Below are 21105 nucleotides of genomic sequence, written 5' to 3'. Positions count from 1 at the left end.
GCTACATCCCGTTCGAGACCACCGACCTCGCCTCGGGCACGTGGACGCCGTCCGAGAACTACCAGCTCGTCACCGCGTCACCGTGTCCCTGGGGCGTCAGTTGCCGCCGCTGACCTTGACGTAGTCGACCACCAGCTGCTGCGGGAAGGTGGTCGAGCCGTCCGGGTCGCCGGGCCAGTAGCCGCCGACCGCGAGGTTGAGGATGAGGTAGAAGGAGTGGTCGAACACCCAGCGGTTGCCGTTCAGATCGGCCGGGGTGCGGGTCTGGTAGACGTTGCCGTCCACGGACCAGGTGATCTTGTTGGGCGACCAGTCGACCGCGAAGGTGTGGAAGCCGTCGGCGAACTTCTGCCCGTTCGGCAGGGTGTAGCCGGCGCCTATGCCGCCCGAGCCGGAGTAGCCGGGGCCGTGGATGGTGCCGTGCACGGTGCTGGGCTCGTAGCCGACGTTCTCCATGACGTCGATCTCGCCGCAGTTGGGCCATCCGGCGCTGCCGATGTCACTGCCGAGCATCCAGAAGGCCGGCCACATGCCCTGTCCCCGGGGCACCTTGATGCGGGCCTCGACGTGACCGTAGGTGGAGGTGAAGGTGCGTGCGGTGGAGAGCCGGGCGGAGGTGTACTCGCACCGGCCGTACCAGCAGTTGTAGTTGGCCGGGTTCTCCTTGCGGGCGGTGATCACCAGGTTGCCCTGGCCGTCGAGCGCGGCGTTCTTGGTGCCGTCCGTGTAGTACTGGCGCTCGTGGTTGTTGACGTTGTCGCCCGTCTCGTAGCCCCATTTGGAGCCGTCGACGGCGCCGCCCGCCGGGCCGTCGAAGTTGTCGGTGAAGGTGGCGGCGACGGCCGCCGGGCGGGCCTCGGCGGCGGGGGCCGGCCAGGGGGCGGCCGCGAGGGCGGCCGCCGTGAGCAGGCCGGTCATGGCGATGCGCAGGGTTTTCCTCATGAAGCGATGGCCTTCCTGTGTGGGGGGCGGGCGCGTGCGGCGGCCCGTCGGGAAGGGTGCGCGGTGAGGACATCATGCCGAGCCTTGTTCAAGGCATGTCAATAGTCTGGACCATTCGCTTCAAAGAATTCGAGACATTACGGCGCCCGCGACGCCTCACGCGGACAGAAGTCGAACGAACAGGGGCGGGCAGGCCCCGGGCCGTCGGCTCACTCGGCCACGCCGAACAGCGCGAGCAGATCCCGCCGCCCGAACATCCGCGCCGCCTCGACCGCCGAGGGCGAGCCCGCCCGCGGATCGGCGCCATGGGCCAGCAGCACCCGGAGCACCTCCTCCTCACCCTTGGACGCGGCGCCCGCGATCGGCGTCTGGCCGCGCCCGCTGGGGCGGTTGGGGTCGGCGCCGCGGCGCAGCAGGGCGGAGACGGTCGCGGCGTGCCCGTAGTAGGCCGCGAGCATGAGGAGCGAGTCGCCCTTGTCATTGGTGAGGTTGGCCGGAACACCCGCGTCCACATAGGCGGCGAGCGTGTCGGTGTCACCGCGCCGGGCCAGGTCGAAGACCTTGGCGGCGAGCTGGAGCACCTCCGGGTCGTGGGCCGGCTCGGCCTCGCGGTTCTGGTCGCTCATGACGCCTCGCCTCCGGCTTCACAGGACGCCGACCGCGTCCAGACCAGTGAATACACCGATAATCCACCCATTTGCACCTTTTGCCGAGTGGGCACCTGAAGTAATCCTGGAAGTACTCATGGTGACCGTCCCCCATCAGCCAGGAGACCGTGATGATCCTGTCCATTTCCGGCGTCCTACTGCTCGGTGTCGTCGTCTTCGTGTTCTTCCGCAAGGACGGCCTCAAGGCGACGCACGCCGTCATCTGCGCCCTTTTCGGCTTCTACCTCGCGAGCACCGCGATCGCCCCGAGCATCAAGGCCGGCGGCACCAGCCTGGCCAACCTGCTGGGCGGGATCAAGTTCTGACGTGCGCAGGCAACCGCTCCCCCGAGTCCTCACCGGCGGCGGCCCGCTCGCCCGGGCCCGGGCCCGCGTCCGCGTCCGCGCCGGCGGGCTCGGGCTCGGCCGGGGCCGGGGGTTTCCCCTGCTCAGCGGCGCCGCCCGGGTCCGCGGGTTCGCCCGGGCCGCCGGTGACGGCGCCGCCGATGTGATGCACCCGCTGATCGCGCTCTGCCGCGGGCTGCGCGCCCTGGCCGCCGGCGGCCGGCGCAGATGGGCGCAGACCCCGAAGGAGCGCCGCGGGCCCGCGCTCTTTCTTTCGGCCAGCTGCGTGCTGGGCATCGCCCTCCTGCCGTACGGCCCGACGCTGTCGGCCGTGGGCCTGATGGGGGCGGCGTTCTGGGCCGGGCGGAAGGGTCCCGTGCGGGATCAGGGGCCCGGCGAGGCCGGCCAGGAGCGCCTGCGGATCCTGTACGAGGCCCTGGTGCCGTACTTCTCGGCGCCCGAGGACCCCAGCCCGCTGTACGCGCACGGCGGGGAGTGGGCCGGCGCCTTCGACTCCTTCGAGTTCGACGAGAACGGCCGGCCGACCCGGCTGAGGCTGCGCTACCCCGCGTACTTCGCCGACGGCGACGCGGAGGCCCGCGCTCGCGTCGAGCAGCTGCTGTACGCCAAGTCGGGGCGCGGCCGGGAGTACTTCTTCGAGTGGGACGAGGAGGCCAACCACCTGACGCTGACCGTGCTGCCCGCCCTGTCCACCGCGATCGGCGCACAGCGCTTCGTGACCACGCCCGGAGAGACCGTGCTCGGCTTCACCGACGCCTCCTCGGTGCAGCGCACGCTGCCCGTCACCGAGTCGGCCGACGACCCGGCGGACGAGGTGCGCCGGGACGCCCCGCCGGTGGTGTGGCGCACCGGGCCGCGGTCGACCGAGCCGCATCTGCTGGCGCTCGGCGCGCCCGGGAGCGGCACCACGACCCTGCTGCGGTCCCTCGCGCTCCAGGCGCTGTGCCACGGTCAGGTGCTGGTGGTGGACGGCAGCGGCACCAGCGAGTACGCGTTCCTGGGCGGCCGGGCCGGGGTGCTGGGCATCGAGTGCGGGCTCGCCGGGACGCTGGCCACGCTGGAGTGGGCGGCGCACGAGACGGAGCGGCGGCTGATCGCGGCGAACCGCGCCCGCCAGCTGGGCCACCCGCCGCCGCGGGACATCCTCCGCCCGCTGTGGCTGATCCTCGACCGGCCGACCGTGCTCAGCCATCTCGCCGCGGCCGAGGGCCGCCGCGATCCGCAGGAGCTGCTCCAGGTGCCGCTGCGGCACGGGCGGGCGGCCCAGGTGCGGGTGGTGGTGGCCGACCACCTCGACGTCGCGGACGCGCTCGACGAGGCCGTGCGGACCCACACCCGGGCCCGGGTCGTGCTGGGGCCCGCCTCCGCCGAGCAGATCCGCGCCGTGCTCGGCGCGCCGCCGCACACCACGCCGACGCCCGAGGTGCCCCCGGGCCGCGGCTACGCACGGCTCGGCGCGGGGCCGGTGCACCGGCTCCAGGTGCCGGCCACCCCCGATCCGTACGACGAGGCGACCACCGAGGAGCAGCGGCAGACGGTGCTCGGGCTGCTGCCGGAACCGGAGGCGCCGCAGGAGGCCGCGCCCCCGGGCCCACCGGAGGCACCGGGTCTGCCGGAGGCATCAGAACGGGTCGAGGCGTCGGGGCGGGTCGACATGGCGAAGGCGCAGGCGATCCGGCCCGCCGGAGAGCGTGCGGACGGCGAGGAGCCGCTGCCGGTTCAGGCCACGTAGCCGCGCGGGACCTGGGACTCGACCACGGCGCCGCTCGTGACCAGGTCCACCGCGGCCGCGAGGCGGGCGGCCGCCTTCTCCGCGACCGCGCCGCCGACCGTGAACGGAAGCCGCACATACCCCTCGAAGGCGCCGTCGACCCCGAAGCGGGGCCCGGAGGGGACCCGCACCCCGAGCCGCTCGCCCGCCTCCGCGATGCGCGACCCGGACAGCCCGCCGGTGCGGACCCACAGGGTGAGCCCGCCGTGCGGCACGGCGAACTCCCAGTCGGGGAGGTGGCGCCGGACGGCGGCGACGAGCGCGTCGCGGTTCTCCCGCGCCTGCGCGCGGCGCAGCTCGGTCGCCTCGTCCCAGCCGCCGGTGGCCAGCAGCCAGCCCACGGCGAGCTGTTCGACGACCGGGGTGCCCATGTCCGCGTAGGCGCGGCCGGCGACCAGTCTGCGGATGACGTCAGGGGCGGCGCGCACCCAGCCGATGCGCAGCCCGCCCCAGAAGGACTTGCTCGCCGAGCCGACGGTGACCACGGTGCTGCCGCCGGGGTCGAACGCGGAGACCGGCCGGGGCGGCTCCACCTCGTCGTCCAGGTGCAGCTCGGCCATGGTCTCGTCGACGACGAGCACGGTCCCGGCCGAGCGCGCCGCGTCCACGAGCTGCCGGCGCTGCTCGTCGGTGGCCAGCGCGCCGATGGGGTTGTGGAAGTCGGCGACGACATAGGCCATGCTCGGCGCGGCCTCGCGCAGCGTCTGCCGCCAGGCCGCCAGGTCCCAGCCCGCGAGCCCGGGGGCCATGGCCACGGGGACCAGCCGGGTGCCGGCCTCCCGCAGGAGCTGGAGGATGTTCGCGTACGAGGGCGACTCGACGGCGACCCGCTCGCCGTGGCGGACGACCAGCCGGCAGATGGCGGCCACGGCGCCCATGGCCCCGGTGGTCACCATGATCTGCTCGGGCATGGTCGGTATGCCGCGGGCGGTGTAGCGGTCCGCGATCGCCTGGCGGAGCGCGGGCAGCCCGGCGGGGTAGTCGCCGTGGGTGAGGGCGTACGGCGGGAGCTCCTCCAGTGCGCCGCGCATGGCGCGGGTCAGCCAGGGCTCGGGGGCGGGCAGGGCCGCACAGCCCAGGTCGATCACGGAGCGCGCGAGCTCCGGCGGCAGCGGGTCGAGACCGCGGGTGGGCAGCGGGCTCCCGGCGGGCATCGCGGTCCAGCTGCCGGATCCGCGCCGGGACTCCAGAAAGCCCTCGTGGCGCAGCGCCTCGTAGGCGGCGGCCACGGTGGTCCGGCTGACCCCCAGGGCCGTCGCCAGCTCGCGCTCGGCGGGCAGCCGCGCCGCGACCGGGACCCGGCCCTCGAGCACGAGCAGCCGTACGCGGTCGGCGAGGGAGCGGTAGGCGGGCACGCGCCGGCCGCCGGTCACCGAGACGACGGCCGCGGCCTCGGCGTCACGGGTGTGCTCCGGCCCGAGCAGACGGGCCAGCTGGGGTGCTCCCACCGCGGATGTCCACGGACTCATCGACTGCGGTCCACCTTTCAGAAATTGGCCATTGAACTGGCCTGATCCCGGGCTACAGAGTGACATGCGACAGTCCACTGCCTCTACCGGCCAGGCCACTTCAGCTCCAAGGAGCATTTTTTGTCCGCTTTGTTCGGGTCGCCGCGGCCCTCCAAGCCCTCGACAGCCCCCTCCCCCGGCCGCCGGCTCACCCGTCGCCTGGTCCACCTCTACGCCGGACTCGTGCTGTACGGCGTGAGCATGGCGCTCCAGCTGCGCGCCGCGCTGGGACTCGACCCCTGGGACGTGTTCCACCAGGGCATCACCGAGCGCACCCCGCTGTCCTTCGGCACGGTGACCATCGTGGTCGGCGCCGCCGTGCTGCTGCTGTGGATTCCGCTGCGGCAGCGCCCCGGCCTCGGCACGGTGTCCAATGTGGTGGTCATCGGCCTGGTGGTGGATCTCACACTGTGGCTGATTCCGGAGCTTCACGCCCTGGCACTGAGGATCCCCCTGCTGGTGTTCTCCGTGGTGCTCAACGGCGTCGCGACCGGCCTCTACATCTCGGCGCGCTTCGGGCCCGGCCCGCGGGACGGGCTGATGACCGGGCTGCACCGGCGCACCGGCCGCTCGGTGCGGCTGGTGCGGACCGCGATCGAGGTGACGGTGCTGGCGGTGGGGTTCGCCCTGGGCGGATCCGTGGGGGTCGGCACCGTGGTGTACGCGCTGTCCATAGGCCCGCTCGCGCAGTACTTCCTGCGGTTCTTCGCGCTTCCCTCGACCGAAGGCGAGCAGTCGCCGGTCGTCGCGCAGGGCGAAACAGGGACAACGCAGACAACACCGGCAACACAGGATCCGATTCATGACCGGATTTAGCCCTCGCGGGTGCGGAGGGGTAGTGTACGCCCTCGGCCCACAAGGCGGACCGTTACTGCGCGCTAAAGTACCAGAAACGCTGGGTGACATCTGCTGCCAGATGTGACAAACCGGGCGCCTGTGGGTAGAACAACGGGGCGGCACGACGGGCGACGCATGTCCCAGTACGGGAATCTTCACCGCCGACCGGACGTTGACCGGATGACGACGACAGCGACACCTGTCCTGTGGGCGACAAGCCCGGGAGGCACGATTCATGAGTGAGCGAGCTCTTCGCGGCACGCGACTCGTGGTGACCAGCTACGAGACCGACCGCGGCATCGATCTGGCCCCGCGCCAGGCGGTGGAGTACGCATGCCAGAACGGACATCGATTCGAGATGCCGTTCTCGGTGGAGGCGGAGATCCCGCCGGAGTGGGAGTGCAAGGCCTGTGGCGCCGTGGCACTCCTGGTGGATGGCGACGGTCCTGAGGAGAAGAAGGGCAAGCCCGCGCGCACACACTGGGACATGCTCATGGAGCGACGCACACGCGAGGAGCTCGAGGAGGTGCTGGCCGAGCGGCTGGCCGTGCTGCGATCGGGCGCCATGAACATCGCCGTGCATCCGCGCGACACCCGTAAGTCTGCTTGATCACAAGGCAGTACTGACAGACAACAGCAGCGACAACATCAAGGGCCGGGGCCACTGCCGAGCAGTGGCCCCGGCCCTTGTCGACCCTTCAGGGGCCCGGTGGTCCCGGCCGGTCAGTCCCGGCCGGTCAGTCCCTGCTCGCCGAGTGCGGGTCCTCGTCGTCCCGTATGACCTCGCCCTGGATGACCTTGCCCTCGGAGCGGCGCATCCGGTCCTGCCCGAAGCCGCCGCCCATCGGCCCCGGGACATAACCGACCCGGCGGCTGAGCATCGCCTCCGCGCGCTTGCGCAGCAGCGCGCGCGTGGGCGGGAACAGACACACCAGCGCGGCCGCGTCCGAGATCAGGCCCGGCATCATCAGCAGCAGCCCGCCGAGCATCGTGAAGCTGCTGCCCCCCGAACCCGCCGCCGCCGGATCCTGCGGCACGGCGCCCGGCTGCATGGACCGCGAGAGGTTCTGCCAGGCCCGGCGGCCGGCGCGCTTGATCACGGCCGCCCCGACCACCACACCGGCGAGCAACAGCAGAAACACCGTGAACCCGCCGGCGGCCTCCGCCACCACGGTCAGCAGCCAGATCTCGAGCACCAGCCAGGCCGCGATACCCAGCGGCAGGAAGGTGCGGGTGCGCGAACGCTTGGGGCGGGTCGGGTCGGTCTGTGGCGACGGGCCGGTCATCATGCTCCCAGTGTGCCCGGCCCGGCCGCGAAGCCGGGCCCCGGGGCCGAAGATCTCTGCGGAACCCGTCGCGGACCGCCCTGCTACGAGGGGTCGCGCCCCAGCAGCTTGTTCGCCCGCGAGCTCACGCCCCACGTGGCGACCCGCCAGAACGCCTCGGTGACGATGTCACGGCTCATCTTGCTGTCGCCCCGCTCCCGTTCCACGAACGTCACCGGGACCTCGATGACATGGAAGCCCGCCTTGACCGCGCGCCAGGCCATGTCGATCTGGAAGCAGTAGCCCTGGGAGGCGACGGCGTCCATGCCGAGGCCCTCCAGGGTCTCCTTGCGGAAGGCGCGGAAGCCCGCCGTCACATCGCGGATCGGCACATCCAGCAGGATCCGGGAGTAGGTGCTGGCGCCGCGCGAGAGGTACTCCCGCCGCTTGGGCCAGTTGACGATGCGGCCGCCCGGCACCCAGCGGGAACCGATCACCAGGTCGGCGCCCTTGAGCGCGGTCAGCAGCCGGGGCAGCTCCTCCGGCTGGTGCGAGCCGTCGGCGTCCATCTCGACCAGCACGCCGTAGTCGTGCTCGATGCCCCAACGGAACCCGGCGAGATAGGCGGCGCCCAGGCCCTCCTTGCCCTGGCGGTGCAGCACATGGACGTGCTCGTCCTCGACCGCGATCTCGTCCGCGACCTTGCCGGTGCCGTCCGGGCTGTTGTCGTCGGCGACGAGCACATGCGCCTCGGGCACGGATTCCCGTACGCGGGCGACGATCGGCCTGATGTTCTCCGCCTCGTTATAGGTCGGAATGATCACCAGAACCTTGCCGAGCGGACCGTACTTCCGCCGCCCGCCGCCGTCGGTCAGGACGTCGTCCTTCTGACCGCTCCGCCCGCGAGGCGAATCCGCGGCGTCCGAGGTCTGGCGCGGCTCGTCGGCCTCGCGTGCGTCGCTCGCAGCATCGTCTTGTTCGCTTCTCCGCCCGCGAGGCGAATCTGCGGCGTCCGAGGTCTGGCGCGGCTCGTCGGCCTCGCGTGCGTCGCTCACGGTTCTACTGCCCTTTCTCGTCCGTACGTCCCCGACGGCCGATCATGATCGCAGCCGCGCAGGAGAGAACGCCCACCATAGCGAGCACCCACTCGGGGGTCGCACCGACGCGGTCGGCGACAGTGGTGCCATCGCGCAGCGGGATGCGCGCGGTGAGCACGTCTTGTGTGAATTCTTTCGTCCGCTGCTCGATCGTGCCATCGGGGGCGACGACCGCGCTGATGCCGCTGGTGGCCGCGGTGACCACCGCGCGGCCGTGCTCGATGGCCCGCAGCCGGGACATGGCCAGCTGCTGTTCGGGCTGGCCGGTCCGGCCGTACGTGGCGTTGTTGGTCTGGACGACGATCATGCGGGCGCCCGCGTTGACCGTGTCACGGACGATCCCGTCGTACGCGACCTCGAAGCAGATCACATCGCCCAGCCGGGCCGGGCCGACCTTCAGCACCCCGGTGTGGTCACCGGGGTAGAAGTCGCGCGGGACCCGCTTGAAGCGGGTGATGAACTTGGACAGCTGCTCACGGAACGGGACGTACTCGCCGAAGGGCACCGGGTGCTGCTTGGTGTACGAGGCGCCGGGGCCGCTCCTGGGGTCCCAGACGATGCCCTGGTTCAGCACATACCCCGGCTTGGTGGGGTGGTCGACCAGGGCGCCGACGAGGACGGGCACATTGATGGCCTTCACCGCCTCATCGATCCGCGCGTACGCCTCCCGATACTCGAAGGGGTCGAGATCGGAGGCGTTTTCCGGCCAGATCACCAGGTCCGGCTTTTTGATCCGGCCCGCCTTGACGTCCTTGGCCAGATCGAGCGTGGCGTCGACATGGTTGTTGAGGATCTTCATGGGGCGGCCCAGGAAGTCCATGCCGGGCTGCTGCACATTGCCCTGGACGATCGCGATGTCCACGGAGTCGTCGGCGGCGGTGGGGATCGGCACCGCGAACCCGGCCACCGTCACGGCCGCGGCCACCGCGACCGACCCGCCGGCCAACAGCGCGCCGCGCGGCCGCGGGGCGCCGCCGCGCAGGGCGTACAGGGCCAGGGCCGCGGCGGCCAGCAGCGTGCCCGTCAGGGCCACGGCAAAGCTGACCAGCGGCGCCCCGCCGAGCGCGGCGAGCGGCGTGTAGGGCGACCCGGTGTTGGCGAAGGCCAGCCGGCCCCAGGTGAAGCCGCCGAAGGGCACCCGGCCGCGGGCCCACTCCTCGGCGATCCACAGACAGGCCGCCCACAGAGGCCGCAGCCAGGGCAGCGGGAGCCGGGAGATCAGGGCGAGCCCCGCGCCCAGCGGGAGGAAGTAGAGCGCCTGAAGGACCGAGAGGCCGACCGTGGCGTCCCAGCCGACCACGTGCAGCCACTTGAGCAGGAGCACGAAGAACGGCAGCGCCATGGCGAAGCCCGTCCAGGCGCCCTGGCGGGCCGTACGGCCGTGGGTGAGCAGGCTCAGGGCGGCCACGGAGACCACGGACAGCGGCCACAGCCCGTACGGCGGGAAGGCGAGGCCGAGGGCGAGCCCGCACACGGCCGCGACGGCGCTGCGGGGCGCCTCGCGGCGGGCGAGCCGGGCCAGCCGGCGCATCCGGCCGGGGCGGCCCTCTTCAGGACGGCTCGCTGCTTCAGGACGGCCGCGCTCGGGGCGTGCCGCGGCCCGGGCCTCGGCATCACGCGCCGGGACCCCGGAGGTGCCCGCGGGAGCCGCGGCGGCGGTCTCCGGCTGCTCCCCCGGTCGGTCCTCGGCCGCGCCCCCGGGGCCGGCCTCGGCGTTGGTTTCGGTACCCGAATGCACGTGCTGCCTTCCTGCAAATCGTGCTGTGGTGAGGTGACCGTATAACGCGGGGCTCGAAGATGTGTCCTGAGGTCCGGAACGCTCAGGCGGGCAGCGCGGTTCCCGCGGGCGTCATGAACGCGCCACCCGGGCGCAAGGAAGACGCCAGGAGGCTGCAAGGGGGCGGATTCGGGGCCCGGCGCCCTTCGGGCCGGCCTGGGACCCGCTGGCTGCGAGTCGACCGAGAGCCGTTGTCTACTGAGCGTCCGGGCCCCTCCCGGGTCGCACCTGCCGACCCGGCGGTCCCTCCCTCGCCCCCGTGCGCTGGACCTGGCTCCCAGCGGCGGCGCCCGGTCCGGCGCGCCACCCCATGGCCCAGCGGCGTTCGACGACTGCGTGGAGATTCCCCGGTCGGACGTCCTGTGGTGGACTCGGCCGAACCTACCGGCCGCCGACCACACCCTGTCAACACCGGCACGACCTGCGTTGTTTCCTCAAATGAGCAGGTCAGTACGGACGGTGTTCAACCCCCGCGACAAGCCGCGGGGGCATCGTTCGGCGGTACGGCGCGGCCGTCCGTCACTCGTCCGGGCGGGGGTACACGGTGCGCCCGGCGACCACCGTACGCACGCAGACGGGGAGTTGGCCGCCGGGGGTGAGGTCGGGCAGCCCGGGGGTCCCGGAGCGCGGGTCGGTCGACCAGTCGGCGACCCGCGTGTCGGGCACCTGTACGACAAGCTCACCGGTGCGCCAGACCGCGTAGTCGGCGGGCGCGCCGGGCACCAGGACACCCGCGTCGTCCCGCCCGAGCGCCCGCCAGCCGCCGCGCGTGTGGGCGGTGAACGCGGCACGGGCGGAGACCCGGTGCTCGGGGGTGCGGTGGAAGGCGGCGGCGCGGACGGTGCCCCAGGGGTCGAGCGGGGTGACCGGGCTGTCGGAGCCGAGCGCCAGGGGCACGCCGGCGCGCAGCAGCGCGGCGAAGGGGTTGAGGGTGCGGGCCCGCTCGGCGCCGAGCCGCTGCGCGTACATGCCCGCCTCGCCGCCCCAGACGGCGTCGAAGGCGGGCTGGACGGACGCGGTGAGGCCGAGTTCGGCGAAGGCGGCGATGGTGGCGGGGGTGAGCATCTCGGCGTGCTCGACGCGGTGCCGGGCGGCGCGTACGCGGGCGAGGCCGACCTTGTCGGCGGCCGCGCGCACGCCCTCCACGACGGTGGTCACGGCGGCGTCGCCGATGGCGTGGAAGCCGGCCTGGAGCCCGGCTTCGGTGCAGGCGACGACATGGGCGGCGACGGCGGCCGCGTCCAGGTGGGCGGTGCCGGTGTGTGCCGCGTCGGCGTACGGCTCGTGCAGATGCGCGGTGTGCGAGCCGAGCGAGCCGTCGACGAAGAGGTCGCCCGCCGCGCCGAGAGCGCCGAGGTCGCGCACCTTGTCCAGATCGGCGGCGCTCGCGGCGGCCTCGGCCCAGTAGCCGAAGACGCGCGGGCCAGGCTCCTCGGCGGCCAGCCGCACCAGCCCGGCCAGGTCGTCCTCGCCGGAGATGTCGGGGCCCGCGCACTCGTGCACCGAGCCGATGCCGAGGGAGGCGGCGCGGGCCAGGGCGGCGCGCTGGGCGTCGGCACGCTGCCGGGCGGTCATCCCGGCACGGGAGGCGGCGCGCACGGCGTGGTGGGCGGCGCCGGTCAGCGGGGCGGCAGCGTCGTCGACGGCGTGATAGCCGGCCAGCCCGGAGACGCCGGGGACCAGGTCGAGCAGGGCGGTGGTGACGACGGCGGAGTGCACGTCGATACGGGTGAGGTAGAGCGGCCGGCCGCCGGCGGCCTCGTCGAGCTCGGCGCGCGTCGGGGGCCGCCCCTCGGGCCAGCCGCTGGCGTCCCAGCCGTGGCCGAGGAGGATCCGGTCCTCGGGGTGGGCCCGGGCGTGGGCGCGGACGCGGTCGAGCGCGTCCGCGAGCGTGCGGGCGCCCGCGAGGTCGAGGCCGGTGAGGGCCAGGCCGGTGGCGGTGGTGTGCACATGCGCGTCGGTGAACGCCGGGGTGACCAGCGCCCCCTCGAGGTGGATCACCTCGTCGACGCCGTCGGCGAAGCCGTCCGCCGCGCCCTCGGAGCCGACCCAGGCCACGGTCCCCCGCTCGACCACCATGGCGGTGGCGAACGGGTCGGCGGGGCTGTGGACGTCGCCGCCGCGCAGCAGCACGGTGCGGCCTTCGGCCTGGGCGGGGGTGGGGTCGTTCACGGCGGGCTGCCTCGCGGGGTCGGTTCGGTCGGTCGTGCGGTACGCCCCTCAAGTCTCGTCCTTCGCAGGGGCCGCCCCGCACCAGGGTCGGTCTTCGCGCCACGGGTTCGCGCGCGGTTCAGCGGTTCAGCGGTTCACACGCGGGGCGGGCGGGCCTCGTAGGGCGTGGACAGCACGACGGTGGTCCGGGTGGAGACCCCGGACAGCGAGCGGATCCGGCTGAGCAGGTTCTCCAGCTCCAGGGGTGTGGCGACGCGCACCTTGAGGATGTAGTTCTCGTCGCCCGCCACGCTGTGGCACGCCTCGATCTCGGGCACGTCGGCGAGCCGTTCGGCGATGTCGTCGGGCGCGCTGGGGTCGAAGGGTTTGACGGAGATGAACGCGGTGAGCGGCAGACCGACGGCCTCGGGGTCCACCACGGCCGCGTAGCCGCGGATCACCCCCCGCTGTTCGAGCCGCCGGACGCGCTGATGCACCGCGGATGTCGACAGGCCGGTGGCCTTGCCCAAGTCGGTGTAGCTCATCCGCCCGTCCTTGACGAGCAGTTCCACGATCTGTCTGTCCAGCTCCTCCACAGCCGATCACCTTAGCCCCTCCGGCAGCGGCGCCCGCGGCGTCACGGACCGATCGCTCTCTCCCCCGGCTACCGCCGGGAGGTGCCCCCTGCTGCCGGAGGGTCTTATGTGGTCGCGGGCGGTCCGGCCCGGTCGGCATATTCAGCGGACATAAGCCCACGTTCGCAGCATCTGCACCGGGCATGTGACGAACACCACATACATTCGCCGGGGTCCCAGGGAGTGCCGCGATTACCCGCGTAGCGCTGCGGGAAATGCTTGCTGTGGTCGAGGCCGACGCGCCCGACCAGGCCGAGGCCGACGCGCCCGGCCAGCCCACCCGAGGGGGAAACTCATGCCCTATTTGGAGCGCCTCGAAGAAGGCGACATCGACATGGACGAGACCTATGAGATCTTCCGGGTCATTTGCCCGGACTGCGCTCGCCCGATCGCCCTGCTGGCGGAGGAGGACGTGCTCCCGGAGCACGCCCTGTGCCCGTCCCCGTGGAACCCGTTCGGACTCACCGTGTGCCCCGGCACGGGGCGGGGGGTGGCTGACGCCTCCGCCGCCGACGCCTCGCTGGACGCGTCGGAGCAGGACGCGGCGCTTCTGCTGACACTCCCGGAGACCCTGGACTGGCGGATGCAGCCGTTCTCGCACATCGGCGGCCCCGGGTCGCAGCCGATCCGGATGCCGGGCCTGCGCCGCCGCCGGCCGTCGTCCCGGGTCTGAGGCCCGCGGTTCACTCCTGAGCCGTGTCCGCGAAATCCCGCCGCTCGCTCTGAGGGGGCCCGGCACGCCGCGCCCCCCACTGACAAGAGCCGTTCGCCATGGGCTCGGGATCGATCACCTCACCGCGCCGGCACCGGCGCCGCTTCAGCGACCCTCGGGACCCGCGAGATGGCGGGCGACGACCACGCGCTGGATCTGGTTGGTGCCCTCCACGATCTGGAGCACCTTGGCCTCCCGCATATAGCGCTCGACCGGGAAGTCGGCGGTGTAGCCGTAGCCGCCCAGCAGTTGGACGGCGTCCGTGGTGACCTTCATGGCGGTGTCGGTGCAGAACAGCTTGGCCATCGCCGCCTGCTTGGAGAAGGGCCTGCCCGCGTCGCGCAGCCGCGCGGCCGCGAGGTAGAGGGCGCGCCCGGCCTCGATCTGGGTGGCCATGTCGGCGAGCATGAAACGCAGCCCCTGGAAGTCGGCCACGGGCCGGCCGAACTGCTGCCGCTGCGTGGCGTAGGCGAGCGCCTCGTCCAGCGCCGCCTGGGCGACGCCGGTCGCGCACGCCGCGATGCCGAGGCGGCCCGCGTCGAGGGCGGAGAGGGCGATGGCGAAGCCCTGGCCCTCGTCGCCGATGCGGCGGGCGTCCGGCACCTGGACGCCTTCGAGGTGGACCTGGGCGGTGGGCGAGCCCTTCATGCCCATCTTGCGCTCGGGCGCGGCGGCCGAGAGCCCGGGGGCGTCGCCGGGGACGAGAAACGCGGTGATGCCGCGGGTGCGGTCGGGGCCGGTGCGGGCCATGACGGTGTAGAAGTCGGCGATGCCGGCATGGGTGATCCAGGCCTTGGTGCCGGTCAGGGTCCAGGTGTCGCCCTCGCGCACGGCGCGGGTGGTGAGCGCGGCCGCGTCGGAGCCGGAGGAGGGCTCGGACAGGCAGTACGCGCCCAGCAGGCCGCCGCCCAGCATCGCGGGCAGATGCCCGGCGATCTGCTCCTTGGCGCCGTAGTGGGCGAGCGCGTGGCAGGCGAGGGTGTGCACGCTGACGCCGAGGCCGACGGTGAGCCGGGCCGCGGCCAGCTCCTCCAGGACCTGGAGATAGACCGCGTACGGCTGCTCGCCGCCGCCGAACTCCTCGGGGTACACCAGCCCCAGCAGCCCGGACCGCGACAACAGGGTGAACAGCTCGCGCGGGAAGCGCCCGGCGGCCTCCTCTTCGGCGGCCTGCGGCCTGATCTCCCGCTCGATCACCTCGCGAACCAGCGCGATCAGGTCGCGGGCTTCGTCGGTGGGCAGCTCACGCTCCACCGGCTGCGGTCCGTGGTCGGTCATGGCGGCGCTCTCCTCTCCCTCTTCCGTCCCCTGTCGGGGGCTGCTGCGGCGGCGGGGCGCCGGGGGGTGAGGGCGGCGCCGCCGGGGGTGCTGCCGGGCGGTCAGGGCCGCTCCCGTCGGGTCTCGAACGGGGCGTGACCTGCGCCGTGGCGGTTGGAGTATGCCCGATCGAGGGCCCCGCGTCACCGATGGATGGATCTTCAACGAAGTTCCTCGGGCGGTGAGCGTATTGGTCCAAACCATTGACCGCACTGGTCTAGTCCTTCTACGGTGTGCCCACCGTGCCCTACGCGTTCATGTCAAGTCATGGGCAGGTCGTCCGGACAGCACCTTTCCCCTCACCCCCACGGAGGAGAATCCATGCGCAGACCTCGCGGACTTCGCGGACTGCTCGCCGCCCTCGCGGCACTGTGTACGGCGGTACTGACCGCCACGATGCTCGCCGGCCCGGCCGCCGCCGGCGAACCCGTCACGAAGGCCGGGACGAAGGCCGCGAAGGCCGACGCGAAGGTCGCCACACAGGCCGACACGAAGGTCGCCGCGGGCAACAAGGTGATCGGCTACTTCACCGAATGGGGCATCTACCAGCGCAACTACCACGTCAAGAACATCGAGACCTCCGGCTCCGCCGCCAAGCTCACCCACATCAACTACGCCTTCGGCAATGTCACCGGCGGCAAGTGCGCCATCGGCGACGCGTATGCCGACTATGACAAGGCGTACGACGCGGGGAGCAGCGTCGACGGCGTCGCCGACACCTGGGACGCGGGCGCGCTGCGCGGCAACTTCAACCAGCTGCGCAAGCTCAAGAAGCTGCACCCGAACCTGAAGGTGCTCTGGTCCTTCGGCGGCTGGACCTGGTCGTCCGGGTTCGCCGAGGCCGCCAGGAACCCCGCCGCCTTCGCCCAGTCCTGCTACGACCTGGTCGAGGACCCGCGCTGGGCCGATGTCTTCGACGGGATCGACATCGACTGGGAGTACCCCAACGCGTGCGGCAACACCTGTGACACCAGCGGCAAGGACGCCTTCAAGAACCTGATGGGCGCGCTGCGCGCCAAGTTCGGCGGCAACAACCTGGTGACGGCCGCCATTACCGCGGACGCCTCCTCCGGCGGCAAGATAGAGGCCGCCGACTACGCCGGCGCCGCGCAGTACGTCGACTGGTACAACCCGATGACCTACGACTTCTTCGGCGCGTGGGCGGCCCAGGGCCCGACCGCCCCGCACTCGCCCCTCACCTCCTACAGCGGCATCCCGCAGCAGGGCTTCAACAGCGACGCCGCGATCACCAAGCTCAAGGGCCTCGGCATCCCGGCCTCGAAGCTGCTGCTCGGCATCGGCTTCTACGGACGCGGCTGGACCGGCGTCTCCCAGTCCGCCCCGGGCGGGACGGCCACGGGCGCGGCTCCCGGCACCTACGAGGCGGGCATCGAGGACTACAAGGTGCTCAAGAACTCGTGCCCGGCCACCGGCACGGTCGGCGGGACCGCGTACGCGCACTGCGGCAGCCAGTGGTGGAGCTATGACACCCCCGCCACCATCGCCGGGAAGATGTCCTACAAGAACCAGCAGGGCCTGGGCGGCACCTTCTTCTGGGAGCTCAGCGGCGACACGTCGAACGGTGAGCTGATCAAGGCCATCAGCTGACCTTCACCGCCCGACCCACCGGCCGACACCGCTCGGCACCGGTCGGCCGGCGCTCCCGGCGGGGAGCGAGAGGTGGGGGGCCGGATATGTCCGGTCCTCCACCTCTATGGCTATTTTGCGGCACGTCGTGCGAACCTGGACACCGTTCCAAATCTGGAGGCGGAGGTTCCGGTGCCCTGGCGGGAGCGCATACGCGCGCATTCGAGCCGTATCTTCCCCTTGCTGCTTGTCTATCTGGCGCTGGTCGTCCTCATCGACTCGATCACCCCCCGCTCGTTCCGGCTGGACATCTTCGCCGGGCTGGCCCCCCTCATCGCCGCCGCCGTCTGCACCTACGGCCAGACGCTGGTGCTCGGCCTGCTCGACCTCGCCGTCATGATCGTCACCCACGGCGTCATCCCGGACACCATGGTCACCATCAACCGCGTCGCCTCCATCCTCGGCAACATCATCATGGTCGGCGCGAGCATCGCCGTCGCCCGGCTGCTGCGGGACCGCGAAGAGCTGCTGACGCAGGTCCGCGCCACCGGAGAGGCGGCACAGCGCGCCCTGCTGCGCGAGCTTCCGCTGCACAGCGGTGATGTGGTCGTGGACGGCTTCTACGTCTCCTCACAACGGGGCGCCCTGGTGGGCGGCGACATCTACGAAGTGGTCGACACTCCTTACGGGCCCCGGGTGCTGATCGGCGATGTCCAGGGCAAGGGGCTGCGCACGCTCGGGGCGGGGGCGGCGGTGCTGACCGCGTTCCGGGAGGCCGCGTATCACCTGCGGAGTCTGAGCGGCGGGGTGGCCGCCATGGAGGTGGGGCTGCGGCGCTACAACTCCGCGCACGAGCGGGAACGGAACGGAACCGAGGAGGAGCGGTTTGTGACGGCCCTGGTGTTCGGAATCGAGCTGCCGGACCCCGCACCCGCCCCGGACGCCCCCGGCCACGCCCCCGCCCCGGACGCCGTGGACGACGTACGGCTGGTGCTGATCGACTGCGGGCACGTCCAGCCGTATCTGCTCCACGCCGACGGCACGGTCCGCGAGCTGGACTCCGAGGAGCCCGGCCTGCCGCTCGGCCTCGGCGACCTGACCAGCACGCCGCGCCCGGTCCAGCGGATCCCCATCCAGCCCGACACCCGCGTGTTCGCCTGCACGGACGGGGTGACCGAGGCGCGCTGCTCCGCCGGGGACTTCTACCCCCTGGCCGACCGCCTCAGCGGCTGGGCCTCGCTGCCCACCCCGGAGCTGCTGGAGCGGCTGAGAAAGGACCTGGACGTCCATACGAAGGGGCGGTTCCAGGACGACGCGGCAGTGATCGTCCTGGAACACGCCCCCGTACCGCCCGGCTAGCCGCAGCCCACCGGCTCGGGGGCGGTGGCGGCGCGCTCGGCCGTCGCCAGTTGCTCGATCAGCGCCTCGCGGGCGCGGGCCACGCGGGACCGGACCGTGCCCACGGGGCAGCCGACGACGAGCGCGGCCTCGGCGTAGGGCAGACCGAGCAGCTGGGTGAGGACGAACGCCTCGCGCCGCTCGTACGGCAGCAGGGCGAGCAGCTGGGACAGCGCCACCGACTCGTCGAAGCCGGTGTGCGGCTGCGCCCGGCGCTGGGCCCGCTCGGCCGCCGTCTGCCAGTCGTCGGTGTCCGACAGCCGCGGCCTGGCCGCGTTGCGGCGCAGCCGGTCCACGACCGCTCGGCGGGCGATCGACAGCAGCCAGGTGCGCGCCGAGGATCTGCCCTCGAAGCGGGGCAGGCCGCGCAGCGCGCGCAGATAGGTCTCCTGGACGAGGTCGTCGGCCGAGTGCGGGTCGTCGCTCAGCCGGTGGACGTAGCGCCACACATCGCGCCGGGTGGCGCGCACGAAGCGGTCCACGGCCTCGAGGTCGCCGCCGCGGGCGGCGAGCGCCCAGGCCGTCAGGGTCTCGTCGTCGCGGTCAGGCATCGCCGTACCCCGCGCCATCGGGGACCATGAAGGGGTGGTCTGTGCTCAGTTCCGGGTCGCCGTGTCGGCCCGTGTCGACGGCGAGGCGCCGCCGCCGGAGGTCCCCGGCGCGGTGCTCGACGCCCATCTGCTGGAGTGCCCGGAGTGCCGCCGCTGGGGTGAGCGGGCGCGGCGGCTGCGGGAGCTCGCGGCCCGTCTCAACGGCGGTCTCGACGGCGCGTGAACGCCGGGATACGGAGCGGGGGGACAGGGGGGCCGGGCGCCGCCGTGGGGCGGCGTCCGGGGTGCGGGCAGGGGTCATCGCCTGCGGTCCTTCCTGAAGTCCGGGCGGCCCGAGGGGCCGTCCGGTGACGTGGTGGGCCTGAGGGGCCGCCGTCCGTCAGCGGACGGCGGCCCCGGGCGGCGGACCACGGGTGGCGATGACATGGGCGAGCAGCAGCCGTCGCAGCCGCTGGGAGCCGCCGTGGCGGGCGGCGCGGACGCGGGGCCGCGCGGGCACCCGGGGCGCGCCGTACAGCAGGGTCAGCAGGGGCGCGAAGAGCCCGGTGGCCAGGGTGCGCACCAGCCGGAACGCGGCCTGTTCGCCGCCGGAGAGCCACATGCCGCACAGCAGGGCGGCCACCAGGTGCGCGGACCACATGCCGAGCGCGCCGTACCCCTGGCCCCCGGGCAGGGGCGCCGAGGCCATGGCCTCGTGGGCGTGCCCGGACATCGGCATGGACGTGGGCATGGACATGGGCGCGTGCGTCGGCGCCGCGCCGGACGGTGCCCCCGCCCCCGCCCCCGTCCCCGTCCCGGGCAGGGCGCCCTGCGCGAGGCCGAACGCGACGTGGAGCGCGGTCTGCGCGCCCACGGTCGCGGCGACCACCGCCAGCGGCCCGCGCTCGCGCCCCGCCAGACACCAGGCCGCCCCGCCGACGAGCGGCACGGCGGCCCCGATCACCCACCACGGGACCGCGGCCCCGGACATCAGCGCGTGCCCGAGCGCCGCGAGCAGCACACAGACCGCTGCGAACACCGCGGCTCGCAGCGCCCGCAGTACGTGGCCCGCTTCCATGACGCGCTCATGCTCCCATTCGCGCACCGCCCGGCGCCGCCAGGGGCGCGGAAGTTGAGCAAGTTGCGCATGGACCGGCTCCGTCCCGGCTCTTGCGGGTCGGCGTGCGCGCGGGAGAGTGTGAGGAACCCGACCGTCCGTGAGCCCCTCCGCGACCCCGAGGGAGGACACCTGTGGTCAACCCCTGGCTGGCGATGGCGTCGGGCGCGGATCCGGCGGAGCGCGTCCGCGCGGTGCGCCGCGCCCATGAGGAGTTTCTGACCGAGGGGGCGGTCTCGCCGGCCGTCCGCCCGGTGGTGGCGGACTCCTGGCGGCGTTCGGCCAGGGCGCGGGTGGCCCAGGACGGCCTGGCGCCGATCGATCTGGCGGACGCCGAGTTGGAGGCGTACCGCGCGGACCACCCGCTGGCCCGGGTGATGCCGCTGTTCCGCGAGCTGCTGGGCACCTTCGCCCATGACGGCGCGCATCTGCTGGCGGTCTGCGACGAGCAGGGCCGGATGCTGTGGGTGGAGGGGCACGCGGGCGTACGGCATCAGGCCGAGCGGATGAACTTCGTGGCCGGGGCGCGCTGGGACGAGCGGCACGCGGGCACCAACGCGCCGGGCACGGCGCTCACCGTCGACCACGCGGTGCAGATCTTCGCGGCCGAGCACTACCACCGCGCGGTGCAGCCCTGGACCTGTGCGGCCGCCCCGGTGCACGACCCGCACACCGGGCGGCTGTTGGGCGCGGTGGACATCACCGGCGGCGACCATCTGGCGGCCCCGCACAGCCTGGCCCTGGTCCAGGCGACCGCGCGGGCCGCCGAGGGCCGGCTGGCGGCCGAGGCGCCGCGCCCGTCGGGCCCGCGGGTGCGGCTGACGGCGCTGGGGCGGGACGAGGCGCTGCTGGTGACCGACGGGCGGCGGCTGCGGCTGGGGCCGCGGCACAGCGAGATCATGGTGCTGCTGACCGCCCACCCGGAGGGCCTGAGCGGCGACCGGCTGGCCCTGGAGCTGTACGGGGACCAGGCCGACCGGCGCTCCCCGGTGACCCTGCGCGCGGAGCTGTCGCGGCTGCGCCGCCTGGTGGGGCCGCTGCTGGGCTCGCGCCCCTACCGGCTGTGCGCGCCCGTGCGGGCCGATGTGGCGGCCGTGGCGGAGGAGTTGGCGGCCGGGAACACGCATGCGGCGGTGCGGGCGTACGCGGGGCCGCTGCTGCCGCTGTCGGAGGCGCCCGGGGTGTGCCGGATGCGCCGGATCGCGGAGGACGATGTCCGCCGCGCCGTGTTGGCCTGCGGCGACCCGGAGTTGCTGCGGTGGTGGACCAGGGCGCCGTGGGGCGAGGACGACCTGGAGGCGGGCGAGGCCCTGCTGGCGGCCCTTCCGGCGCACGCTCCGGGCCGCGCGTCGCTGCTGCCCCGGGTGCGGCGGCTGCGCGCGGCGTACGGGCTCGGCCCCGGCGTACGCCCCGGCGCAACGTCCGCGCAACGTACCGGCCTCTAGCGTC

General features: G+C 73.2%; 20 protein-coding genes. 9 read left to right on the top strand and 11 right to left on the bottom strand.

The genetic code is table 11. The features are described 5' to 3' along the window. Positions 1–96: 96 nt before the first annotated feature. Together ABTY62_RS43510 and ABTY62_RS43505 are read right to left on the bottom strand one after the other, a co-directional pair. Positions 97–942 (bottom strand): glycoside hydrolase family 16 protein, encoded by an 846-nt coding sequence (locus tag ABTY62_RS43510; RefSeq protein WP_352134922.1) that lies wholly within the window; start codon positions 940–942, stop codon positions 97–99. Between the two features lie 209 nt (positions 943–1151). Next, the gene (locus ABTY62_RS43505) at positions 1152–1568 is read right to left on the bottom strand and encodes an ankyrin repeat domain-containing protein (protein ID WP_352134921.1); all 417 of its coding nucleotides are present in this window, start codon (positions 1566–1568) and stop codon (positions 1152–1154) included. 152 nt (positions 1569–1720) lie between these two features. On the opposite strand from ABTY62_RS43505, the gene ABTY62_RS43500 reads away from it, so the two are divergent. Further along, positions 1721–1915 carry a hypothetical protein gene (locus ABTY62_RS43500; protein WP_311725888.1) on the top strand — a complete coding sequence of 65 codons (195 nt, stop codon included), beginning with the start codon at positions 1721–1723 and terminating at the stop codon, positions 1913–1915. Between the two features lies 1 nt (position 1916). Then, the gene (locus ABTY62_RS43495) at positions 1917–3686 is read left to right on the top strand and encodes an ATP-binding protein (RefSeq protein ID WP_502997639.1); all 1770 of its coding nucleotides are present in this window, start codon (positions 1917–1919) and stop codon (positions 3684–3686) included. On the opposite strand, the gene ABTY62_RS43490 is transcribed toward ABTY62_RS43495, so the two are convergent. Then, a complete protein-coding gene (locus tag ABTY62_RS43490; protein WP_352134920.1) occupies positions 3674–5194 on the bottom strand; it encodes an SCO1417 family PLP biosynthesis transcription factor in 1521 nt (506 codons plus the stop codon). The two genes, ABTY62_RS43495 and ABTY62_RS43490, sit on opposite strands and share 13 nt — an antisense overlap. Positions 5195–5323: 129 nt before the next feature. Between ABTY62_RS43490 and yczE the strand changes: the two genes are divergently transcribed. Both yczE and ABTY62_RS43480 read left to right on the top strand, forming a co-directional pair. Then, a complete protein-coding gene (gene yczE, locus ABTY62_RS43485; RefSeq protein WP_502997640.1) occupies positions 5324–6049 on the top strand; it encodes a membrane protein YczE in 726 nt (241 codons plus the stop codon). Positions 6050–6305: 256 nt separating this feature from the next. After that, positions 6306–6680 carry an RNA polymerase-binding protein RbpA gene (locus tag ABTY62_RS43480; RefSeq protein WP_065966324.1) on the top strand — a complete coding sequence of 125 codons (375 nt, stop codon included), beginning with the start codon at positions 6306–6308 and terminating at the stop codon, positions 6678–6680. A 127-nt stretch (positions 6681–6807) separates the two neighbouring features. Here ABTY62_RS43480 and fxsA read toward each other — a convergent pair whose 3' ends face one another. From fxsA to ABTY62_RS43455, 5 genes are all read right to left on the bottom strand, one after another. Beyond that, a complete protein-coding gene (gene fxsA / locus ABTY62_RS43475) occupies positions 6808–7359 on the bottom strand; it encodes an FxsA family membrane protein (protein WP_352134919.1) in 552 nt (183 codons plus the stop codon). Positions 7360–7439: 80 nt separating this feature from the next. Beyond that, the gene (locus tag ABTY62_RS43470; RefSeq protein WP_352134926.1) at positions 7440–8210 is read right to left on the bottom strand and encodes a polyprenol monophosphomannose synthase; all 771 of its coding nucleotides are present in this window, start codon (positions 8208–8210) and stop codon (positions 7440–7442) included. 184 nt (positions 8211–8394) lie between these two features. Then, positions 8395–10170, bottom strand: coding sequence for an apolipoprotein N-acyltransferase (gene lnt, locus ABTY62_RS43465; RefSeq protein WP_352134918.1), 1776 nt, complete (start codon positions 10168–10170; stop codon positions 8395–8397). A 558-nt stretch (positions 10171–10728) separates the two neighbouring features. Next, the gene (locus ABTY62_RS43460) at positions 10729–12381 is read right to left on the bottom strand and encodes an amidohydrolase (protein ID WP_352134917.1); all 1653 of its coding nucleotides are present in this window, start codon (positions 12379–12381) and stop codon (positions 10729–10731) included. A 134-nt stretch (positions 12382–12515) separates the two neighbouring features. Continuing rightward, positions 12516–12956 carry an Lrp/AsnC family transcriptional regulator gene (locus ABTY62_RS43455; RefSeq protein WP_352134916.1) on the bottom strand — a complete coding sequence of 147 codons (441 nt, stop codon included), beginning with the start codon at positions 12954–12956 and terminating at the stop codon, positions 12516–12518. 334 nt (positions 12957–13290) lie between these two features. Here ABTY62_RS43455 and ABTY62_RS43450 point away from each other — a divergent pair, with 334 nt between their 5' ends. Then, entirely contained in the window at positions 13291–13668 is a 378-nt protein-coding gene (locus tag ABTY62_RS43450) for a hypothetical protein (RefSeq protein ID WP_352134915.1), read from the top strand. A 144-nt stretch (positions 13669–13812) separates the two neighbouring features. Here the strand turns inward: ABTY62_RS43450 and ABTY62_RS43445 are convergent, their stop codons facing one another. Further along, a complete protein-coding gene (locus tag ABTY62_RS43445; protein WP_352134914.1) occupies positions 13813–14985 on the bottom strand; it encodes an acyl-CoA dehydrogenase family protein in 1173 nt (390 codons plus the stop codon). A gap of 360 nt (positions 14986–15345) precedes the next feature. Here ABTY62_RS43445 and ABTY62_RS43440 point away from each other — a divergent pair, with 360 nt between their 5' ends. Both ABTY62_RS43440 and ABTY62_RS43435 read left to right on the top strand, forming a co-directional pair. Further along, positions 15346–16632, top strand: coding sequence for a glycoside hydrolase family 18 protein (locus ABTY62_RS43440; protein ID WP_352134913.1), 1287 nt, complete (start codon positions 15346–15348; stop codon positions 16630–16632). Between the two features lie 219 nt (positions 16633–16851). Then, on the top strand, positions 16852–17970 hold the full coding sequence (locus ABTY62_RS43435; protein WP_352134912.1) for a PP2C family protein-serine/threonine phosphatase: 1119 nt from the start codon (positions 16852–16854) through the stop codon (positions 17968–17970). On the opposite strand, the gene ABTY62_RS43430 is transcribed toward ABTY62_RS43435, so the two are convergent. Continuing rightward, a complete protein-coding gene (locus ABTY62_RS43430; RefSeq protein WP_352134911.1) occupies positions 17967–18560 on the bottom strand; it encodes a sigma-70 family RNA polymerase sigma factor in 594 nt (197 codons plus the stop codon). The two genes, ABTY62_RS43435 and ABTY62_RS43430, sit on opposite strands and share 4 nt — an antisense overlap. 34 nt (positions 18561–18594) lie before the next feature. Here ABTY62_RS43430 and ABTY62_RS43425 point away from each other — a divergent pair, with 34 nt between their 5' ends. Further along, complete coding sequence (locus tag ABTY62_RS43425) at positions 18595–18783, top strand: zf-HC2 domain-containing protein (RefSeq protein WP_352134910.1); 189 nt, start codon at positions 18595–18597, stop codon at positions 18781–18783. Positions 18784–18939: 156 nt separating this feature from the next. On the opposite strand, the gene ABTY62_RS43420 is transcribed toward ABTY62_RS43425, so the two are convergent. Further along, positions 18940–19617 (bottom strand): hypothetical protein, encoded by a 678-nt coding sequence (locus tag ABTY62_RS43420; RefSeq protein ID WP_352134909.1) that lies wholly within the window; start codon positions 19615–19617, stop codon positions 18940–18942. Positions 19618–19790: 173 nt separating this feature from the next. Here ABTY62_RS43420 and ABTY62_RS43415 point away from each other — a divergent pair, with 173 nt between their 5' ends. Next, positions 19791–21101 carry a GAF domain-containing protein gene (locus ABTY62_RS43415; RefSeq protein WP_352134908.1) on the top strand — a complete coding sequence of 437 codons (1311 nt, stop codon included), beginning with the start codon at positions 19791–19793 and terminating at the stop codon, positions 21099–21101. The last annotated feature ends 4 nt before the right edge of the window (positions 21102–21105 follow it).

It is taken from the genome of Streptomyces sp. NPDC097640, assembly GCF_040302705.1.
GTDB lineage: Bacteria > Actinomycetota > Actinomycetes > Streptomycetales > Streptomycetaceae > Streptomyces.
This window is presented reverse-complemented; position numbering and strand designations above follow the sequence as displayed.